At 61.8% G+C, this 19,540-nt stretch carries 18 protein-coding genes and 1 pseudogene; 10 read left to right on the forward strand and 9 right to left on the reverse strand.

Translation table 11 applies throughout. The features are described 5' to 3' along the window. Positions 1 to 8 precede the first annotated feature (8 nt). Positions 9 to 1,190: an MFS transporter gene (locus OK352_RS03775; protein ID WP_265140052.1), complete on the reverse strand. Its 1,182-nt coding sequence runs from the start codon at positions 1,188 to 1,190 to the stop codon at positions 9 to 11. Between the two features lie 274 nt (positions 1,191 to 1,464). On the opposite strand from OK352_RS03775, the gene OK352_RS03780 reads away from it, so the two are divergent. Continuing rightward, positions 1,465 to 2,163, forward strand: coding sequence for an NADPH-dependent F420 reductase (locus OK352_RS03780; protein ID WP_265140053.1), 699 nt, complete (start codon positions 1,465 to 1,467; stop codon positions 2,161 to 2,163). Positions 2,164 to 2,243: 80 nt separating this feature from the next. Here OK352_RS03780 and OK352_RS03785 read toward each other — a convergent pair whose 3' ends face one another. Further along, positions 2,244 to 3,326 (reverse strand): Gfo/Idh/MocA family protein, encoded by a 1,083-nt coding sequence (locus OK352_RS03785; protein ID WP_265140054.1) that lies wholly within the window; start codon positions 3,324 to 3,326, stop codon positions 2,244 to 2,246. A gap of 34 nt (positions 3,327 to 3,360) precedes the next feature. Next, positions 3,361 to 4,101 carry an SDR family NAD(P)-dependent oxidoreductase gene (locus OK352_RS03790; protein WP_265140055.1) on the reverse strand — a complete coding sequence of 247 codons (741 nt, stop codon included), beginning with the start codon at positions 4,099 to 4,101 and terminating at the stop codon, positions 3,361 to 3,363. 122 nt (positions 4,102 to 4,223) lie between these two features. Between OK352_RS03790 and OK352_RS03795 the strand changes: the two genes are divergently transcribed. Beyond that, a complete protein-coding gene (locus tag OK352_RS03795) occupies positions 4,224 to 4,829 on the forward strand; it encodes a TetR/AcrR family transcriptional regulator (RefSeq protein ID WP_265140056.1) in 606 nt (201 codons plus the stop codon). A 211-nt stretch (positions 4,830 to 5,040) separates the two neighbouring features. Here OK352_RS03795 and OK352_RS17685 read toward each other — a convergent pair. From OK352_RS17685 to OK352_RS03810, 4 genes and pseudogenes are all read right to left on the reverse strand, one after another. Next, positions 5,041 to 5,319 (reverse strand): annotated as a pseudogene (locus OK352_RS17685) (hypothetical protein); the annotation flags it as partial. A 130-nt stretch (positions 5,320 to 5,449) separates the two neighbouring features. After that, positions 5,450 to 5,728 carry a nuclear transport factor 2-like protein gene (locus tag OK352_RS03800; RefSeq protein WP_265140057.1) on the reverse strand — a complete coding sequence of 93 codons (279 nt, stop codon included), beginning with the start codon at positions 5,726 to 5,728 and terminating at the stop codon, positions 5,450 to 5,452. Positions 5,729 to 5,736: 8 nt separating this feature from the next. Beyond that, positions 5,737 to 6,885, reverse strand: coding sequence for an N-acetylglucosamine-6-phosphate deacetylase (locus tag OK352_RS03805; protein ID WP_265140058.1), 1,149 nt, complete (start codon positions 6,883 to 6,885; stop codon positions 5,737 to 5,739). Continuing rightward, entirely contained in the window at positions 6,882 to 7,664 is a 783-nt protein-coding gene (locus OK352_RS03810; protein WP_265140059.1) for a 6-phosphogluconolactonase, read from the reverse strand. The genes OK352_RS03805 and OK352_RS03810 overlap by 4 nt, the downstream gene beginning before the upstream one ends. A gap of 146 nt (positions 7,665 to 7,810) precedes the next feature. Here OK352_RS03810 and OK352_RS03815 point away from each other — a divergent pair, with 146 nt between their 5' ends. The 8 genes from OK352_RS03815 (at position 7,811) to OK352_RS03850 (ending at position 16,950) form a co-directional block, all read left to right on the forward strand. Continuing rightward, positions 7,811 to 8,827, forward strand: a complete 1,017-nt coding sequence (locus tag OK352_RS03815; RefSeq protein WP_265140060.1) for a LacI family DNA-binding transcriptional regulator — start codon at positions 7,811 to 7,813, stop codon at positions 8,825 to 8,827. Positions 8,828 to 8,860: 33 nt separating this feature from the next. After that, positions 8,861 to 9,907, forward strand: coding sequence for a Gfo/Idh/MocA family protein (locus OK352_RS03820; protein WP_265140061.1), 1,047 nt, complete (start codon positions 8,861 to 8,863; stop codon positions 9,905 to 9,907). Beyond that, the gene (locus OK352_RS03825) at positions 9,904 to 10,935 is read left to right on the forward strand and encodes a Gfo/Idh/MocA family protein (RefSeq protein WP_265140062.1); all 1,032 of its coding nucleotides are present in this window, start codon (positions 9,904 to 9,906) and stop codon (positions 10,933 to 10,935) included. The genes OK352_RS03820 and OK352_RS03825 overlap by 4 nt, the downstream gene beginning before the upstream one ends. A 15-nt stretch (positions 10,936 to 10,950) precedes the next feature. Beyond that, the gene (locus OK352_RS03830) at positions 10,951 to 11,811 is read left to right on the forward strand and encodes a Gfo/Idh/MocA family protein (RefSeq protein WP_265140063.1); all 861 of its coding nucleotides are present in this window, start codon (positions 10,951 to 10,953) and stop codon (positions 11,809 to 11,811) included. 231 nt (positions 11,812 to 12,042) lie between these two features. Further along, a complete protein-coding gene (locus tag OK352_RS03835; RefSeq protein WP_265140064.1) occupies positions 12,043 to 13,317 on the forward strand; it encodes an extracellular solute-binding protein in 1,275 nt (424 codons plus the stop codon). Then, the gene (locus tag OK352_RS03840) at positions 13,314 to 14,297 is read left to right on the forward strand and encodes a carbohydrate ABC transporter permease (RefSeq protein ID WP_265140065.1); all 984 of its coding nucleotides are present in this window, start codon (positions 13,314 to 13,316) and stop codon (positions 14,295 to 14,297) included. Before OK352_RS03835 ends, OK352_RS03840 begins: the two co-directional genes overlap by 4 nt. Further along, positions 14,294 to 15,199 (forward strand): carbohydrate ABC transporter permease, encoded by a 906-nt coding sequence (locus OK352_RS03845; protein WP_265140066.1) that lies wholly within the window; start codon positions 14,294 to 14,296, stop codon positions 15,197 to 15,199. The genes OK352_RS03840 and OK352_RS03845 overlap by 4 nt, the downstream gene beginning before the upstream one ends. A gap of 86 nt (positions 15,200 to 15,285) precedes the next feature. After that, positions 15,286 to 16,950, forward strand: a complete 1,665-nt coding sequence (locus OK352_RS03850; RefSeq protein ID WP_265140067.1) for a hypothetical protein — start codon at positions 15,286 to 15,288, stop codon at positions 16,948 to 16,950. A 309-nt stretch (positions 16,951 to 17,259) separates the two neighbouring features. Here the strand turns inward: OK352_RS03850 and OK352_RS03855 are convergent, their stop codons facing one another. Next, a complete protein-coding gene (locus OK352_RS03855) occupies positions 17,260 to 18,642 on the reverse strand; it encodes an MFS transporter (protein WP_265140068.1) in 1,383 nt (460 codons plus the stop codon). Beyond that, complete coding sequence (locus OK352_RS03860; protein WP_265140069.1) at positions 18,639 to 19,514, reverse strand: NmrA family NAD(P)-binding protein; 876 nt, start codon at positions 19,512 to 19,514, stop codon at positions 18,639 to 18,641. The genes OK352_RS03855 and OK352_RS03860 overlap by 4 nt, the downstream gene beginning before the upstream one ends. Between the last annotated feature and the right edge of the window lie 26 nt (positions 19,515 to 19,540).

Here is a 19,540-nt window from a genome sequence, read left to right on the forward strand (position 1 = left end):
GATCGAGTTCAGCGGCGATGCAGGCTCGTCAGGATGAGAGACCCCGTGATCGCCGCGAGACCGCCGACCAGCAGCGGTGCACTGCTGCTGATGGTGTCGATGAGGATGCCGCCGAATCCCGCGCCCACAGCGATGGCGATATTGCACACGGTGACGATAACCCCGCCGACTTGCTCCAGCCGAGTGGGCTCTGTTCGTGCGCCCCAACTCAGCACGGTCGTGGGAACGCCTCCGAAACCGAAGCCCCAAAGCGCTGCAGCGATGAAGAGACCAACGACCGATGCACCCGTCAGATGCATAACGAGCATCCCGACACCCAATATGCCGGGAAAGAGAAGGATGCCGAGACGCGGGCTGCGATCGGCCAGCGGTCCGGCGAGCGCCGTTCCCAGGAAATTGGTGATGCCGAAGACCAGGAGCAGAACCGCAAACGTGCCCGCGTCGATCTGGGCCATGTCGTGGGAGGCGGGACGAATATAGGTGAAGCCGCTGAAGTGCCCTCCGAAAATGAGCAGCACGGCGAATAGTCCGCCGAGGACGATCCAGGAACGCAGGACGGATCCGAGAGCGCGCAGGCTGCTGTTTGCGGTGGGTATGACTCGAGGAAGCGTGGCGGCCTGCACAATCAGCGCCAGCAGAGCGACGCCGGCGGCCAGGTAGAACACGCCGCGCCACCCCCACAGTTCGCCGAGCCACGAACCGAGCGGCACAGCTGCAACAGTTGCGAGGGAGACGCCGGCGTTGATGACTGTCAATGCGCGGCCAACGTGGTCCGCGTGTACAAGAGTGGCGGCCATTGCTGTCGCCATTGCCCAAAATCCGCCGAGTGCGATGCCGACCAGAAGGCGAGCTCCCAGGAGCACGTAGAGGTTGGGTGCCAGCGCGACGATCACGTTGGACACGACGGCAAGCACAGTGAGCCCGATCATGACTCGACGGCGGTCAGCGCGAGGCAAAACTACCGATATGAGAAGCGCAGAGAGCGCCGCTGCGAACGCAGTTATACTCACGGTCTGGCCAGCCGCACCTTCGCTGACATTCAAGCTGTCGGCGATACGCGGCAGCAGGCTCGCCGGTAGGAACTCCGACATGACGATCGCGAAGATCCCCAAGCTCAGAGAGATCACCCCTGCCCACGAGCCCGGCTTGTGCAGTTGTGATGCGGATTCTTCCTCAGTCGTGCTCGTCACGATTCCATCCTTCGATTGGTGCGGTGTGAAACGGCAGCGCCGTTCACAGTGGTCTTGTATTGAGCGGCGAGCGTGTGAACCCATGCTCGTGCCAGCATTGTCGAGACTATGAAGGCGTTTTCAGCTGCTCCAGAGCCCTCTCAAGACAGGGTCCTGTCAGGGCCTGGTATCGCGTGTTCGCGCCGAAATACCATGAGGTCGTGAGCGGAAGGTCGATGCTCACACGAGAACTATTGAGAGTCGCCGGCGCGGCGGCAGGCAGGGAGACGCGATCATGACAACCCTTGGCATCCTGGGAGCAGGTCAGGCTGGGAGCACGCTTGCGCGTGCTGCAGTTGCTGCTGGATACGACGTCGTGCTCGCGAACTCGCGAGGCCCAGAAACGTTGGTGGAGATTTCCTGCCAATTGGGTTCGCGGGCGAGTGCTGCGAGCGTTGAGGATGCCGCTGCGGCAGCCGATTTCGCATTCATCGGGTTTCCCTATACGCCTAGTCACAGGCTGCCCGACGATGAGCTTGCGGGCAAGGTCGTGATCGACAACAACAATTACATGGTCTGGCGGGACGGGAACTTCCCTGTGGTTGATAGCGGGCTCAAGACAGTGCATGAGCTGCGACAGGAGCAGCTTCCGCGATCCACGATCGTCAAGGCGTTCTCGCATGTGCAATTTCATGCGCGCTTCGAGGTTCGCACTCCGCGCGATCGAGAGCCAGCGCTGCTGCGTCTGGCGAGACCCGCCGGAGCGCCCGATCGAAAGGCACTCGTCGTCTCGAGCGATGACCTTGCAGCGGTGGAACTCGTGACTCGGTTCTACGACGACCTTGGATATGACGCGGTGGACAACAGTCCGCTGAGCGAATCGTGGCGAAGCGCACCGGGCACTCCGATGTGGCGCAGGAGCATTGACGGTCAGAACCGCGAAGAGCTGATTCGCAACCTTGAACGCGCTGCGCACCCTGGTGCTCATGGCTGAGTAGCCGAGTCTGACCCACATGAGAAAACGCGGTGAGAGCGTTTCGCAATCGGATTCATAAATTATCGATCGTGCGTGCATCAGAGCTGGACCCGCTCTCCTGCGGCGGCGGACTCAGAGATAGCGTCCAAGAGTCGATGGCGTGCCACAGCATGACCGAAATTTGGCACCGTACTGGCGGCGCCGCGCAATTCGTCGCGAATACCCGCGTATGCGTGGGCGAGCGTGTGAATCGCTGTGCCGGCAAGGCCGGGAAATCTGTCGTAAGCAGGTGGCATCTGCAGTGGAATCATGGGGCCGCTGCCGCGTCTTCCGCGGATGGTCGGCGGAGAGATATGCGGGTGATTGGCCGCCGACACTTCAAGCGAGCCTTCCGACCCGTCGATGATCATTGTGAATCCAGTGCTTGATGACGTGCCACCCCGTTGATGGGCCGAAAGGACGCCCCCGCCCGGAAGCATGCCCGAGATGGCGATCTGGTCGACCGCTGTCATGGGCACGAGCTTTCCCGTCGGTCGCAGGGGCACGTACGGGTGGCGGAGAGCAGTGGTGGCCACAACGTCGCGCAGTTCTCCGGTCGCCATCAGCACCGGATCGATGGCGTGGCCAAACCCGATGCCCAGCATCGACGCTCCCTGGTCTCGGTCGAGCGTGTACTGTGCCTGCGGGAGGAGCGGAGAGCCCCATTCGGAGACGGTCGAGAGGGCGGATGCCGAAAGCACCTCACCGACGTAACCGTCCGCCACCAGGTCGGTGATCCAGCGAAAAGCGGGCGAGGACCTCCCGTGCAGGCCCACAAAGGTGAGAAGACCCTGTGCCGAATTCGCCATCTCAACCGCTTCTTGGTGGTTCACGGCGAATGGCCATTCGCAGAAGACCGACGTGGCGGCATCAGTTGCGGCGAGTACGAGCTCACGATGGCGCGGTGTCTTCACGGTGATCACAACGAGATCGATATCGTCGGCTCCCGCTAACTGCGTGACCGAACCGTACGATCGTGCCCCGAACCGTTCACTCGCCGCACGGCCGGCGTTGGCCGAACTCGCCACAAGGCCACGAAGCTCAAACCCGCCAGCCGCGTCCATCGCGGGGAGGTGGGCCGCGGCGCCCCAGCCCCCACGTGCACTCAGCCCGACGATTCCGACTCCGATAGTTTCGCTCATGGTGCCACCTGGCCGCCCTCTCGGATGTGCACAGCTAGATCTGTCCCAATCCACCGTCGACGTAAAGATTTGTGCCGTAGACGAAGCTGCTTTCGGACGAGGCGAGGAAGATGACGGCGGCCGCTACTTCGTCCGGATCGCCGGCTCGCCGCGCAGGAATACCGTCAGCAACTCCGGCAATCATCTCTCCTGAGCGCTTGCCGAACGCTGTTTCCCAGAACGGCGTATCAATGGGGCCGGGCGAGACGACGTTCACCCTGATCCCGCGCGGGGCGAGTTCACTCGTCCACGCTCGTGCGTAGGCACGCACCGCTGCCTTCGACGCACCGTAGGCGCTCATTCCTGCGGCCCCGCCATCGCCCGCTGTTGAACCTGTGAGGATCACCGACGCGCCGTCCGTGAGCAACGGCAGGGCCTTCTGAATCGTGAAGAATGTGCCCTTGACGTTGATATCGAAGATAGAGTCGTGGACTTGTTCCGTCGTTTCCTCCAAGCCCACGATTGCGTTGATGCCAGCGTTGGCGAACAGTACGTCAAGCCCTCGCCCTCGCTCCTGCACACGCTCGTAGAGGCGATCAACATCGCTCGCAACACTGACGTCTCCAGGCACCGCAGTTGCGTTGCCGACCTCGGCGACAGCCTTTTTCAGCTCGGTCTCGCGTCTGCCCGTGATGAATACGTGGGCACCTTCAGCGGCGAGCCGCTTAGCCGTGGCCAGGCCGATCCCAGCATTGCCGCCCGTCACTACTGCCGTCTTACCGTCCAACTGGCCCATCGTGCCCTACTCTCGTTCTCGAGATGTGATCTGCGACCACAAACTATTTAAGTACCGATCGATACCGAATAGGAGCGTAGCATATCTGTATCGACCGGTACTAAACTGCTACACTGGGAGTCATGAAGGCGAAGGCTCAACCAGGCCGACCTCGCGGATTTGACGAGGATGTGGCACTCGACCGCGCGATGCGCGTCTTCTGGGAGCACGGCTATGACGGAGCAAGCCTCAATGAGCTGACGGCGGCGATGGGGATCACGCGTACGAGCATGTACGCCGCGTTTGGCAACAAAGAAGCACTTTTCCTCAAGGCCTTACAGCGATACTCCGACGGGCCCGCTTCCTACGCCGTCCGAGCACTTCAGGAACCCACGGCCCACGACGTCGCTTCGGCGTTCCTCGCTGGGGCGGTCAACGCCACGACTCAACCCGGAGACCCGGCAGGATGCCTCGGGGTGCAGGCCGGTTTGGCGGTAGCGCCAGGGTCCCGTCGAACCCAGCAGAGGCTCGCCGCATGGCGTAACGACGCGGCTGCGTTTCTCGCAGAGCGGTTCTGTCGCGCACGGGAAGAGGGCGATCTCTCTGAGGATGCCGACCCCGATCTGTTGGGTCGTTACCTCGTGACTGTCGGGAACGGCATCGCCGTGCAGGCAGCGAGTGGTGTTGACCGCGACACGCTTGCACAGGTCGCGCATGTCGCTCTGCAATCGTGGCCTCTGGATACGTGAGTTCGTTGCGACGGTGGCAGGATGCCGTCGGCCGGGCCATAGGCTGGCGAACGCACCGTCTGGGGTAGAGAGCCACCGAGCGGAGGGAGTCCGTGCCCACGGCGCATCGATATCGTCGAGTCCCAGCACCGAGACGACGTTGGCCAATATTCCGGCTCCAGACCAATCACGCACGTCCGCGCCGTCATTGCCCAAGAGATCTTGAACAGTTTCAACCTGCTTGGCGTAACAACTGCGTACGGCGTCCGCCACCAGCGGTTCCTCGGCGGCACAGTTGGCGTGCATAAGGAGCCGCAGGATCGTGTGGCCGCTGATGAGCGCGGCATAGGCTTCTCGAGCCTTGTTGAGTGCGGGTCTCTGCCCTTCTGCAGCCGGATTCGGCCATTATCTCGGAGACTCGGTCGACTGCTGAAGCGAAGAGCGTCTCTCTGTTCGTGTATAGACGATAGAGGAGCGGCTGAGAGATGCCTGCAGCATCTGCAATCTCATGGGTCGTCGTGCCTTAGAATCCTTTGCGCGCAAAGCACTCGATCGCGGCAGCGACAACAGCACGGCTCCGCTCATCACTCTTGATTCTTGAACCGGGGGCAGGCATGGTCAGCAGTTAACCACAGCGCGTCTCAGCCGCTAAAGGTCACGCTGAGGTCCTCACTGGCTGGTGTCTCGACGGGAGTGAGCGCTTCAATCGCGACGAGCGGATTCCAGGAGTCCATGTCGTGGGTGATGAGCGCCTGGTCATTTGTAAGGAACACAGAGATACAGGTCTGCTCGTACGGTTTGCCGGTAGAGAGTGCAGTGCATGTCGAACGGAACTCGGCGATCACCAGGCTCGGGTCAACCGTGTCGTGGAACACGAGGTCGACGAACCTCGCGTCGATTGTGTCGGGGAAGCTGCTCACGTGCTCTCTCAGCGCGCAACGGCAGACCCCGCCACCAGCACTGTCTGCGGCGTCACCTGGCGGTCGCCCGGAGCCCAGTCGAAGAGCATCACATCGGCGCGGGCACCGACCGACCAAAAGGGTTCAATCCCGAGTACGCGCGCTGGCGCCACCGATGCGAGAGTGACGGCACGAGCCAGCGAGCCTGTGATGCGGGCCACTGTCGCTACTCCGACATCGATCGTCTGAGCGGAGCCCGCGAGGAATCCTGTCGAGACGTGGCGCAGCGCTCCATCATCGGCAAAGTACACGCCACCACCAACTGTGGATTCGCCGCCATCCAGCAGGGCGGGCGGAGTCGCGACAGCGTCGCTGACGAGGAATATCCCATGGTCGCGCTTTGCGGCGAGAATCGTGGCGAGTGTCGCATCTGGAAGATGGTGACCGTCGGCGATCACTCCAGCGGCCAAACGTGGTTCTGCCAGCTGTGACCACAGGTAGTTCGGATGCCGGGGAAGCACCGAGTGCGCTCCGTTGCCGAGGTGCGTTGAAAGCGTAGCGCCCGCGTCGACCGCAGCGGCGATCTGGTCGTGGTCGGCATGAGTGTGGCCGATCGCAACGTGCACACCGTGAGACACGAGGAACTTCGTAGCCTCGATTGTTCCGGGGTGATGGGGCGATAACGTCACGACGCGCAGCAATCCTTCAGATGCGTCAAGCCACTGCTGAAGCTCGGAGATCTCCGGCGGGCGGATGTGTTCCTGGGGATGCACGCCGCGCGGGCCGTCTTGATCAGACAAACTTGGCCCCTCAACGTGAATGCCGGCGATCGCGTATGACGTCGCTGTTTCGATTTGCGCGGCGTCGGCTATCGCTCGTATGCGCGCAAGCATCTCCTCCGGAGACGCAGTGATCACGGTGGGCAGAAACCTGGTCACGCCACGTGCGGCCAGGCTCAGCACCATGTCACGGATGTTGGCGGCTGACGGCTCACGCGCATTTGCGTCGCCGTTGAGATGGCCATTCACCTGAAGATCGATGAGGCCCGGCCCAATCCAGAGCGCATCTGGCCCCGGGTCGGCGATCGGCGTGAACGCCGATATCCGCCCGTCCTCGACAACGATTTCCACTCCCCCTGTGCCGAGTGCGTTCCGACCACGCAGTGTCTGGCCCGTCATCGCAACTCCGGCACATATGTCGCCGAGACGCTATCCAGCAATGACGCGGCATCGGGGTCGATGTGTATCTCACAATGCGGATGTCTGCGCAGTACCGTGCACGGCCAGTCGGCGTTCACCGGTTCCTCGACGAGTGCGCGCACGGCGGCCGCCTTCCGCGAATCAGGTACGGCGCAGACCAGGTGTGCGCCCTTCATCAGTGTAGGGATCGTCAGCGTGAGGGCGTCGGTGGGAACGGCATCGAGAGTGACAAAGCATTCGTCGTCGACTTGCTGCACGCGACTGGCGAGGTCAAGTTGGACGTCGCGTATCGCGATCGGATCGTCAAAGTCGGCATCCGGGGGGTCGTTGAATGCAATGTGGCCGTTGACGCCGATCCCCAGACAGACGAGGTCAATAGGGCCCTCGTCAAGGAGCGCCGTGTACTCCGCTGTCGCCGCAGCAGCCCCGAGCTCGGTGCGCATCGGGTGGAAAGCGGCGGGCATAACCGCATCGACGAGGTTCTCACGGAGCCAGTTTGAGAAGCGCTGCGGTGCACGGGCGTCCAGGCCGATGTATTCGTCCATGTGCAGGATTGTCACGCGATCCCAAGGAATGTCTGGTTCGGCAGAGAGGGCCGTATAGACGTCAAGCTGACTAGGAGCGGCGGCGGCGATCATTCTCGCGCTGCCGCGTTCCGAAACTGCGGCACGCAGAATTTCGGCAGCGGATCGCGCAGCGGCCGCGCCCATCGCGCTGCGTGTGGTGTGGGCGTGCAAACTGAAGGTCGTCGTGCTCATGATTCGAAAGACTAGTGCAACCGTTTGCAAAGTCAAGTACAAAGTGCGTGAGCATTGCTCAGAGAAGAAGCGAGAGTGCTCCATTGCAGCGTTGAGATTCGCGCAGTTCACGCGCGACAGGACAAGTCGGGCATAGTGTGTCAGTTGTGACCGGCAACAGCAAAGCATCAACGACGTCAGTGACAATCGGCGACATCGCTCGGGTCGCTGGCGTATCCCGATCGACTGTCTCCCGGGCGTTCAGCCGCCCGGAGCTGCTCAGCGCAGAGACAGTTCAACGAGTCAAAGCGGCTGCAGCCCAGCTCGGATATGTAGCGAACCATGCCGCTCGCGCCCTGTCGACAGGGCGCTTCGGCAATGTCGCTGTCGTCGTTCCAGACATCGCGAACCCCTTCTTCCCTCCGCTCGTTCGGCGTGTACAGACACTTGCGGATGCCGCAGGTTTCGCCGTGTTCCTTGGCGACTCGGACGAGATTGCCGATCGGGAAGCCAACCTGACGTCGCGTCTCAGCGCGCAGGTCGAAGGGTTTGTTCTTGCCGCGCCCAGACTCGACGAACAACGTATCCGCGAACTCGACGCCACACGTCCTGTTGTCCTGGTGAACCGCGATATCTCCGGTCTGGCCCGTGTGCTCATCGACCCAAGTGGCGGCCTTGACGAGGCAGTCGCGCATCTGCAGCGTCACGGGCACCGATCGCTTGTCTACCTGTCTGGCCCGCGAGAATCGTGGTCTGATCAGCAGCGACGTGCCGCCCTGCTGAGTGCGGCAAAGCGCGCGGGGCTCGAGGTGACGATTCAAGAACTCGGCCGCCCGAGTTCCGCCGCCGGCCGGGATGCAGTCGGCGGCATCCTCTCCTCCGGTGCAACAGCTGTCATCGCCTTTGATGACGTCGTTGCCCAGGGCGTGATGGCCGGGCTTGCTCTGCGAGGGATCGACGTACCGCGAGACATCAGCGTAATTGGCTGCGATGACACACTCGCGTCGGGTACGCACCCGGCGCTGACGACGATCTCAGCCGCTTCGGCAGCGGCCGGTGACGCGGCGGCCGAGCTTCTTCTCGCCGTTCTCAGCAGCGGGGAGCGGTCTGAAGCCCGCGTCGCGATTGCCACGCACCTCGTCGTTCGTGCCACGTCCGACAAAGCGCGAGACGACATCAGTTGACCATGCAACCGGTCGCATGGTTGACTAGCGCCCATGATTCGGATCGCGATTATAGGTGCGGCACATCCGCACGTGGAGTATGTACTCGATGAGCTCAGGCGAGACGAGCGGCGTGACTTCACACTTGTCGGGGTGTACGACCCTGACCCCGTCATAGCCGAACAGTACGCTCGGTCACACGGTGTGCCCGCCTTCGCGGATTCTGAGGGTCTCCTTGCAGAAGAAATCGATATAGCCGTGATCGCCGGTATCTATGGTGCTCGAGGTGATCACGTCATATCGGCGTTGCGCGCTGGAGCTCACGTTCTTGCCGATAAGCCTCTCTGCACATCCCTCGACGAGCTCGACGCGATCGAGATCGCGGCTCGGGAAGAAGGGCGCTCCGTGAATCTCCTGCTGGAGAAACGCGGATATCCCGAGACGATTGCAGCGCTGTCTGTGGTGCGCAGCGGCGAGCTGGGCGACATTCATGGCATTACGTCATCCGGACCGCACAAAATCAACGTCGACACGCGCCCAGAGTGGTTCTTTGACAGATGTCAGTATGGCGGCATCCTCGCAGATCTTGCGGTGCATGACCTCGATGCTGCGTTGATGTTCGTATCGCTGGACGCGGGAGCCGTGCGCGGAGTCACTGCGGGTTCGCTCGAGAATGCCGCAGACTTCGAGCTGTTCGGTGTCGCGAGTGTGTCGGCGCCGAATTTGGTCATTACGTCGGAGGTGAGCTGGCTGACGCCACAGGCATCCGACATCCACGGTGATTATCGCCTGCGAATAGTCGGAACACGTGGGACTGCAGAGGTCTTCTGGGCGCGAGGTCGTGTGGACGTGACGACGTCTGAACGACAGTCGCGCAACCTGGAGCTTCCTCGAGGTTTTCGCCCGGCAGAGCAGGCACTGGACGCCTTCGCCGTGGGCGACGTCCCGCAGGTCGGCACCCGGGAGTCGGTGTCGGCCACACGACTGGCGCTGCTGGCACAGCGCTCGGCCGACCAGCAAGGTGCACTGCAGGTCTGGCAAGGCGCCGAGAAGCACGAGAACGCACACGTTCAGCACCACCCACGACAGGAGAGAGCATGACTGAGACGTTACGTATCGCGATCGTCGGGGCGGGGGTGATCGGAGCCGTTCACGCGCGGCTCACCGCGCGCCTCGGATCCGCTGGAGCTCTCGCTGCTGTTGTCGATCTCGATGATGCTCGCGCGCGCTCTCTCGCTGCCGACTACGGCGTCCGTCCATACACATCCGCGTTAGACGCCTACCGTGCGCAGCGCATTGATGTTGCCGCGATCTGCCTGCCCAGTGCCTATCACGCGGATGCTGTGGTCGAGGCACTGGAGGCTGGCGTTGACGTCATCGTTGAGAAGCCGATCGATGTCACGCTGGAGGCAGCAGATCGGGTGATAGCGGCAGAAAAGGCGACGGGGCGCACAGTATCCGTCGTGAGTCAGCGCCGGTTCCAGCCCGTCGCGTCTTTCCTCCATTCCGCGGTGACAAGCGGAGACCTGGGACGCATGACCTCCGGTGTTGTCGAGTCTGCGTTCTTTCGCCCGCAGGAGTACTACTCCTCGGGAGACTGGAGGGGAACTCTCGCCGTTGACGGTGGCGGTGCACTGATGAATCAGGGCATCCACGCGCTCGACCTCCTGTTGTGGATGCTCGGAGATCCGATCTCGGTCAGCGCGAGAACCGGTCGTCTCGCGCACGAGGGAATTGAGGTGGAAGATGTCGCTGGCGCCACGATCGAGTTTGCGAGTGGTGCCATCGGGTTGATGCTCGCCAGCACAGCTGCCTACCCGGGGTTGCCGGTGCGCCTCGCTCTGCACGGCGACAAGGGCACGGCCGTCATGGAGAACGACGGACTGTCATTCTTTGAGTCTGTTTCGTCACCGCGACCGAACTCAGAAGCTCTGAGCGAAGGTGAGACTCCCGCTGGTTGGAGTTCGGTCGACGTCGCCCACCATCGGCAGTATCTCGATGTGCTGGACGCGATTCGCTCGAAGCGGGCTCCGGCCATCACCACCGCAGATGGGCGACGGGCGCTCGAGGTGGTTCTTGCCGTCTATGAATCTGCCCGCACGGGGCAGCCCGTCGGCATCAGCGAGTGAATGAGGATGACACAGATGAACATGAAGCGCGTCGGCATCGTCGGTATCGAGAACAGTCATGCAGAGGAGATCATCCGCTATCTCAACGTGAAGCAACCAGAGCACGTGCCCGTGCGAATTACCGCTCTCGTGGGGGGTGACGAAGACCAGACGCGAGAACTGGCACGACTTGGCTCGATCGACACGGTGGTCGCTCGCTCTGCCGAGTTGATCGGAGGCGTGGACGCACTGATCATCACTTCACGAGACGGAGCCGTGCATCGCAGTGATGCAGTACCGTTTCTCGAAGCTGGTATACCTGTGTGGGTCGACAAGCCCCTCGCAGCGAGCGTCGCTGACGCGGAGGAGATCATCGCCGCGGCCCAGCGCGGCGGTACTGTCGTCACGTCGTCGTCGGCACTGCGGTGGGTGCCCGACACGGATGCCGTTGTGGCGCAGGTCGCCTCAATCGGCGACCTGCAGGCAGTGACCGTGACCGGCCCCGCAGACGCTGACAGCCCGTACAGCGGCATCTTCTTCTATGGCATCCACGCGGCGGACGTGGCGCAGAGACTGGTCCCCGGGCCGCCGCAGGACATCGAGTGCGTGCGATCCCGAGACTCGGTGATCGTACGACACCGAACGAGTGACATTCTCGTGACGCTCGAGCTAGTGAGGCCAGACGAGATTGGACGCGTTCCATTTCGTGCAACCGCTGTCGGAAGCCACGGTGTGGTGAGCACCGATATCCGACTGGGGGAAGACTACGTGCAACCGGGCGTCGACGCGTTCGCTGACATGCTCGCAACAGGTCAGCAGCCGATCCCCTCTGAACAGTTGATTGCGCCAATTACTTTGCTCGAGCAGGTGCGTTCGATGTTGTCAAGGGAACAATAAAAACAGCAACCAGTCGCATTAGAGCGTCGAACTCCTTCGAAATGACCATTGTGCGCGGGATTAGAACTGCGTTCCTTTCCCCAGATAAGCCCTTAGAAATACAAATGTTACAAACTCTCTAGGCCGACACCTATTGTAATGCAACCGATTGCACGATACCGTGAACTTCGATTGGATCACACGTGTTCGTCGGGCATCGAAGTCCGGCCAGAAGATCATGGAGGATCGAGAATGGCACAACGTAGATTGACCGCAGCGGCTGCCGCACTTGCTGCGGTGCTGGCCGTGACCGGGTGTTCAGCCAGCGCAGAGGGCAGCGGAGACGGTGAGACCGGCGACCTGCGAGTCTGGCTCATGCAAGATTCGGTGTCGGAGGACGCCGTGGCGTGGCTGGAAGAAGAATTCGCGCAGCAGAACCCAGGCTCGACTCTCACTGTCGAGATGCAGCCCTGGGATGACATCGTCTCGCGATTGCAAACATCGCTCGCGAGCGCATCAGAGACTCCGGACATCGTGGAGATCGGCAATACGAAGACCGCCACGTTCGCGGATGTCGGTGCTCTCGCCGACCTGACTGACATGTACGATGACGTCGACGGCGACAATCTGATCCAAAGTTTCGTCAAAGCTGCGACGCTCGACGGCAAGACCTACGCTTATCCGCTTTACGCGGGCACAAGCGTGATGTACTACCGCACCGACCTCTTCGAGAAGGCAGGTATCGAAAAGCCGGAAACGCTCGACGATCTCGTCTCGGCTTCTGAAGCGATACAGGAGGCGAACCCAGACAACACGAAAGGGTTCAAGGGAATCTATCTTCCGGTTGCCGACATTCACGGACTCGAGGGGTGGTTGTTCACCCATGGCGCAAACTATGCGCACGAGGAAGACGGAACGTGGGTGAGCGGACTCGATACACCAGAAGCAAAGGCCGCCCTCGAGCAGCTCCAAACCGTCTGGCAGACATCTGCGCTCGGGGCGTTGGATGCCAAGGAGACGGCCGGAAACCCCTGGGTACCGTACAACAACGGCGAAGTGGCGATGTTCTCATACCGCGTCTTCGCTCAGGAGAGCATTTCCGACGAGCTTCGCGACGTCACCGGCGTGATGGCACTTCCTCCTGTCGAGGCCGGCGGTGAGAGCCATCAGTTCCTCGGCGGCTCGAACGTCGCCATCTCGGCGAACTCATCCCAGCAAGAACTGGCGAAGAAGGCGCTGAAGCTCATCATGAGCGAAGGGTTCATGAGTCAACTCGCAGAGGATTCCGGATGGGTGCCTGGCAACTCAACCTACGCGTCGTACATTCCGAGCGACATCGTCGACGCACAGTTGCAGCAGGATATCGCCGAGACATCCGAGCTCACGCCAGCGGCATCGAACTGGGCGATCGTCGAGGGCAACAACATTCCCGTCGAGCTCTATTCCGACATTGCTCGAGGAGACGACATTGACGCGGTGATCGAACGAATCAGCGCGAAGATCGAAGAGACACTGAACGCCGAATGATGACGACAGCACCCGCTCTTGATGCAGGGGCAGCCCCCGCGGCTGCCCCGCGCAAGCCCGTTTCTCGCCGGCGTCGGCGCCGTATTCGAGAAGCCGTGCTTCCGTACCTCTTGGTCGCGCCGCTGATCCTCGCGGTCGTTGTCGCGCTGGGATGGCCACTTCTGCAACAGTTCGTGATGTCGCTGCAGAATTACGGTCTCGAGCAGCAGTTCGGCGCGGCTCCTGAATGGGTGGGCTTCGCGAACTACGCGCAGATCATGACTGATCCGTCGATGTGGATAGTGTTCGTGCGGTCCGTGCTGTTCTGCGCGGTGAGCGCGTCTCTGTCGATGGTCATCGGCATGCTAGTCGCGCTCTTGCTCACCAAGGTGAGTGCATGGGCCCGAATTGCGCTGCAGGTGACTCTGCTCCTCGTCTGGGCCATGCCGGCTCTCGTGACGATGGTGATCTGGCAATGGCTGTTCGATGCGCGGTACGGGTTGGTCAACTGGGTTCTCGCCCGAGTCGGCTTCCCCGACATGGCCGCGTACCCGTGGACATCCACGACGATCGGCGTCTTCACGATTGCCGCCCTTGCCGTGATCTGGGGGAGTCTCCCTCTGATCATCTTCATGATCTATTCGGCGCTCACCCAGGTGCCGACAGAAGTGCTCGAAGCCGCGGATCTCGATGGCGCTGGACCATGGAAGCGCTTTAGAGAGGTGACTCTGCCGCTCATCACTCCCGCCGTGATGATCGTCGGGCTGTTGCAGATCGTGTGGGATCTTCGTGTCTTCACTCAGATATACGTGCTTCAGCAGGCTGGCGTCTCCGTCGACGAGACCAACCTTCTCGGCACCTACATCTATCGCGTCGGTATTGGGCAGGGGTCCTACGGGGATGCCTCGGCACTCGCAACCGTCGTCCTCATCCTCACCCTGTTACTCACCTGGAGATACATCGCGAAGATGTTCGCGCAACAGAAGGAGGCTACCGAATGAGCGCGCAGTCTCTGACGAAGACCACTGATATTCCGGCCGTCGCTCCAGTGCGCAGCCGGCGCACGCTCGGGAATCGTGCCGACGGGCAGCGCCGGATCTGGAACGGTGTCGCGGCCATTGCCGCACTCGTGCTGGTGTTTCCGATCTACTGGATGGTCAATACGGCACTCTCCGAGAACGAGAATCTGTTTTCGCGCACTCCCCGGTTCTTCCCCTTTCCGCTGTCACTTGACAGCTTTGCCGGCATCCTTATCGATGACGGCTTCTGGTCAGCCCTCGGGATGAGCGCTGGAGTCACAGCAGTCGTTGTTGTGATTGCAGTCTTCTTCGGATTCCTCGCCGCCGTGGCCGTGAGCAGGTTCCGTTTCAGAGGCGGCGGATTGATCATTCTTCTGGTGTTGATCGTTCAGATGATTCCGTCTGAGGCGCTGTTCATCTCGCAGTTCCGAATGCTCGACGACTGGCACCTTCTCAACTCGGTCGGTGGGCTCTCCATTCTGTATATCGGCACCATCGTGCCGTTTACCGTCTGGCTCCTGCGAGGCTTCATACACGGCATTCCACCCGAGCTCGAGGAGGCGGCAATGGTCGACGGCTGCAGTCGATTCGGAGCGTTCATGCGTGTCACATTGCCTCTGCTCGGTCCGGGTATTGTCACGGCATCCGTCTTCTCGTTCTTGCAAGCGTGGAATGAGTACACTCTTGCCCTTGTCGTCATGACCAAGCCCAGCAAGGCAACGCTTCCACTCTGGTTGCAGACCTTCAGCAGCGACTTGTCGGCGACGGACTGGGCGGGAATCATGGCGGGCGCGACGCTCATCTCTGTACCAGTCGTCATCCTGTTCCTTATCGTCCAAGGTCGTCTGGGTGCCGGGATGATGGCCGGAGCGGTGAAGGGATGAGCGTCAATCGGGCGCCAGCGAGCGAGTCCCGCGCCATGGTGACTATTACGAGGCCTGCGCATGCCGCGAGGCGGAAGGAGAGAGCAATGATACGCACGCGCTGGACATCAATGTTGGCGCTCGTGAGCCTTCTCACGAGTGGCCTGATCATCACAGCCGACACGCCCGCAGCGGAAGCTGACGAAACGTCGATCGCGATCACATCACCCGTAGACGAGTCGACGGTCGAAGGCGAGACCCTCACTGTTGAGGGAACCTTCTCGAATGCTTCCGAACTGGTGCTCGTGGTCGGTGCGCAAGAACTGCTGCCGATCGAAACGGTCGGCGAATCGGGCACGTGGACGGTAGACCTCGACATATCGGAGAGAGACGGGCGGCTGGATCTGGCTGTGCGCGGGCGAGACTTGACGACGAGGTACACAACATGGTCGGCGTTCCTCGAGGTCGACATTGATAACCCCTCGGAATCTCGCCCCGACGTCACCATCGTGTCTCCGGAGGAGGGTGACCATGACACGCGGATTTTGAAAGTACGGGTGAATGTGGAATCCGAGCACACGGTCGAACGGGTGGAGGTGCGCGTGAACGGCAGTAGGTGGCGTCACGCCGTCGCGCTGCCGCACTCGCCTGGAGAGTATCGAGCAACATTCCCTGCGGCAAGAGTTGACTTTGCGAGCATCGAAGCCCGTGCGGTGAGTGCGAATGGACACTCAGATGAAGCGCCAACGACGTATGTCTCGTTCCGAGGCGCACAAGCCGAGGCCCCGTACGTTTACGAGCAGGATCGCGCGATGTGGATCTGGGAACGGGCAGCATATGAAGCCGTCTTCGACGAGGACGCACGCGATCGTCTGGGCACAGTCATGGACGACACAGGTACATTCGGCTCCGACCCGATCCGCACCATCTACCTCGGTGTCGGTCGTTACGGCGACAAAGACATGCTTCGTGACTCACGAGACGAGGTGGCGGCGTTCGTGACGTGGGCCAAAGACCGTGGCTATCACGTGCAGGCCACGGTGGCCGGCGGAACTCAGCCGCCGTACCTGGGTGCGTTGGAGCAGTTTCAGCACTTCGCCGTCGCTGAGTTCGAGAAGGTCCTCAACTACAATCTGGCTGTCCCGGAGCACGCGCGCTTCGACGGAATCAACGTCGATATTGAGCCATACATCCTCTCCGAGTGGAAGGTGCCCGGAAATGACCTTCCGGTGCGATGGCTTGAGGTGCTTCAGACGCTGATCGAGCGTCGGGATGCCTCTGGCCTTCCGGTGCTGGTTGGGCCCGCGATTCCGCGCTGGTTGGATACATCGTCATGTTGCACAACCGTGACGTGGCACGGAGTGACCAAGCCGTTGAGCGAGCACATCCAAGACATGACCGATTACGTATCGATCATGGACTACCGGGACGCAGCGGAAGGCAGCGCGGGAATCATCGCGCAGGCACAGAACGAGATCGACTATGCGAACCAGATCGGAAAACCTAACTCAGTTGTTCTCGGTGTCGAGTCAAAGGATCTGTCTGGTGGCGGTGATCCGGAAACTGTGACCTTCTGGGAGGAAGGTCGCACGTACATGGAGGCTGAGCTCGACAAGGTGTATGACGCATTCAGCGCGGAATCGTCCTTCGGCGGCATTGCTATGCATCATTACGACGACCTCCTGATTTTCCCGTCATCGTGGGAGGATATGCCGCCGGTCTACTATCCGGTGCCGGGCGCCGGTCCGGAGGGTCCGGAAATGCCAACGTAGAAGCGAGTGGTTCGTCGGATCGATTGCTGTGTTCGTATACACAAGGTTCTCAGGGCAGGTGCTGGCTTGGAGGCACCTCGAAGGCGAAAACCCGAGTAACGCCGGACGCGAATCGACCCGGATCTGAGCAGTCAGGCGAGATACTCCCGTGTGCGTATAAGTGCGAGGCAGTAAGAGCTCGTCGCGGTTGCGCGTGCAACGACCAAGTAGCGACCGAGGACGTTGCTCGCGGGCGTGGCAGTTGCGACCTTCGAAGGACGCACCCACCACGGCGACGATGGAGCGCATCCCATGACCCGCGCTCGTCACTCACTCTCGCCGTTGGCGAGCCCAGATGGCGACGGCCACTGTCGCGGCAATCGCCACAACCGCGACGACGAGGAAGGCACGCTGATACCCACTCACGAGGTGGCCAGTGACTGCCGTCTGCGCAGACGCCACCGTCGCGAGTGCGGCAAGACCAATAGCGCTTCCCGTTTGCTGACTGGCAACAAACAGAGCGCCAGCGATTCCGCGTTGGTGAGGTGCGGCTCCGCTGGTGATCGCGAGCGAAGCGGCGGGGAGCGCAAGGCCGATGCCAGCCGACGTGATGAGGATCGGACCAAGGACATCGGCGAGGTAGGTTCCGTCCGTATCGACGAACGCGAGCCAGCCTTGCCCTATGCCCATCAGTCCGAGAGCGATGACCAGCTGCCCGGTGGTTCCGATGAGCCCCAGGACTCGTCGAGAGACCTGCGTCGACATGAGCATGACCATCGCGGTGGCGGGCGCAAGGGCGAGTCCGGTTTGCGCCGGGGAGAAGTCGAGGACCCGTTGCAGGTAGAGCGAGACGAAGTAGATGTAGCCGGCCAGGACGGCGCCGATGGCGAGGGCAGCACCGAGAATGACGGCGCGATTCCTGCGTAAGAGCTCGGGCGGGAGCATGGGTTCGGAAGCGTGCCGTTCAATGATGGTGAGCGTCCCGACGAGCACGGCAGCGAGGGAAACGAGCATCCAGACCTTCCAGGTGCCGAAGCCGTGTTCCGCGCCTTGATTGACGCCCAACATCAGGGCGGCGATTGCGGCAGTCACGATGAGGGCTCCGGGGAGGTCGAGGCCGACGCCGCGTCGGCCGTGCATTGTCGGAATTCGCCAGAGGACGAAGACGAGAAGAAGCACGATGATCGGCGGATTGATGAGGAGCACCCATCGCCATCCGGCGTACTCGGTCAGAAAACCCCCGGCGAGTATGCCCGCAAGTGCACCGCAGGCGACAGCGCCTTGAAAGATCCCCATCGCATGTGCGCGCTCCCTCGGCTCTGTGTAGTGGTCGGTGAGGAGTGCCAGTGCTGCGGGAGCAACAAGCGCGGCGCCGGCGCCCTGTGCAAGTCGTGATGCCACAAGGATGCCGGGCCCAACAGCGAGACCGCCGCTAAGAGAGCTGAGGCCAAACACGACAAGCCCGGCTATGAGTGCGCGGCGGTGGCCGATCATATCTCCGAGGCGTCCGCCGAGAAGGAGAAGTGCGCCGAACGGGAGCGCGTAGCCCGTGACAACCCACTGCAGTCCCGCAGAGCTGAACCCGAGCTCGTGTTGCACGGTTGGCAGCGCCACGTTGACGATGGCGACGTCGAGCTGGAGGACAAACTGTGCGGTCGCGGTGAGCCCGAGAACCCACCGGCCCCTGCGCACATGGCTGAGAGTGCCCGTCATGCGGACAGTGCCGGTGTGATGACGTCTTCGGCGAACTCGCGGAACGTGGTGGGAGTGGCGTTCTCAGCAGTGCGCGAGGCGACCAGGTCGATGCCGCGTTCCTTGGCGATGTCCATGTCGATCATGGCCTGAGCAACAGCATCCGAGAAACCATAGCCGATGAGCGCTTGCTTATCGGCCCCGCGATCACCCGGCTGGAAGCGGATGGGCCTGCCAAGAACGGCTGACAGAGTCTCAGCGATGTCATTGAGCGACAGATCGTCCGGCCCCATCGCCTCGACGGTGTCTTGACCCGTCCAGGCACGGTCGAGCAGAAGCCGCGAGGCGACAGCCGCGATGTCTTTCGTCGCCACCATCGGGAGACGGAGGTCCGCGGGCAGGGTGCCTGTGATCACGCCGTTCTTGATGGCCGGGATCTGCAGAAGGAAATTGTCCATGAAGGTCGGGTTCGCCAGTGCCCGCACATGGATGCCGGTGGAGCGGAACAGATCCTCCATCGCCAGTGAAGCCGACACATGCCCGCCATAGATTCCGCTCTCGCGACCCAAAGCGGAAATCATGACCACACGTTCGACGCCATGCCGATGCACGGCTTCAGCGCCCGGGATGCTCGCGGAGACGTATGCATCGTAGATGCTGTGCGCTGCCTTCTCGGCCGGCATCAGCCAGAACAGGACGTTGGCACCCGGCAGTGCCGCGTCAAGGACGTGCGGATCGCGATGCGACCCGACGATGACCTCGAAACGCTCGCGTGCCGCGGCCGGAAGTTTCTCTGGATCGCGAGCGATCACGCGCACAGGCTCGTCGTGCGCGAGAAGGGTGGTCAGAAGCTTGCTTCCGATCCGACCGGTGGGGGCAGTGATGACTATCATGGGGAAACTCCTGTTCGATGAGCGGG

The sequence above is a fragment of the Microbacterium sp. MPKO10 genome (assembly GCF_026107415.2).
Lineage (GTDB): Bacteria > Actinomycetota > Actinomycetes > Actinomycetales > Microbacteriaceae > Paramicrobacterium.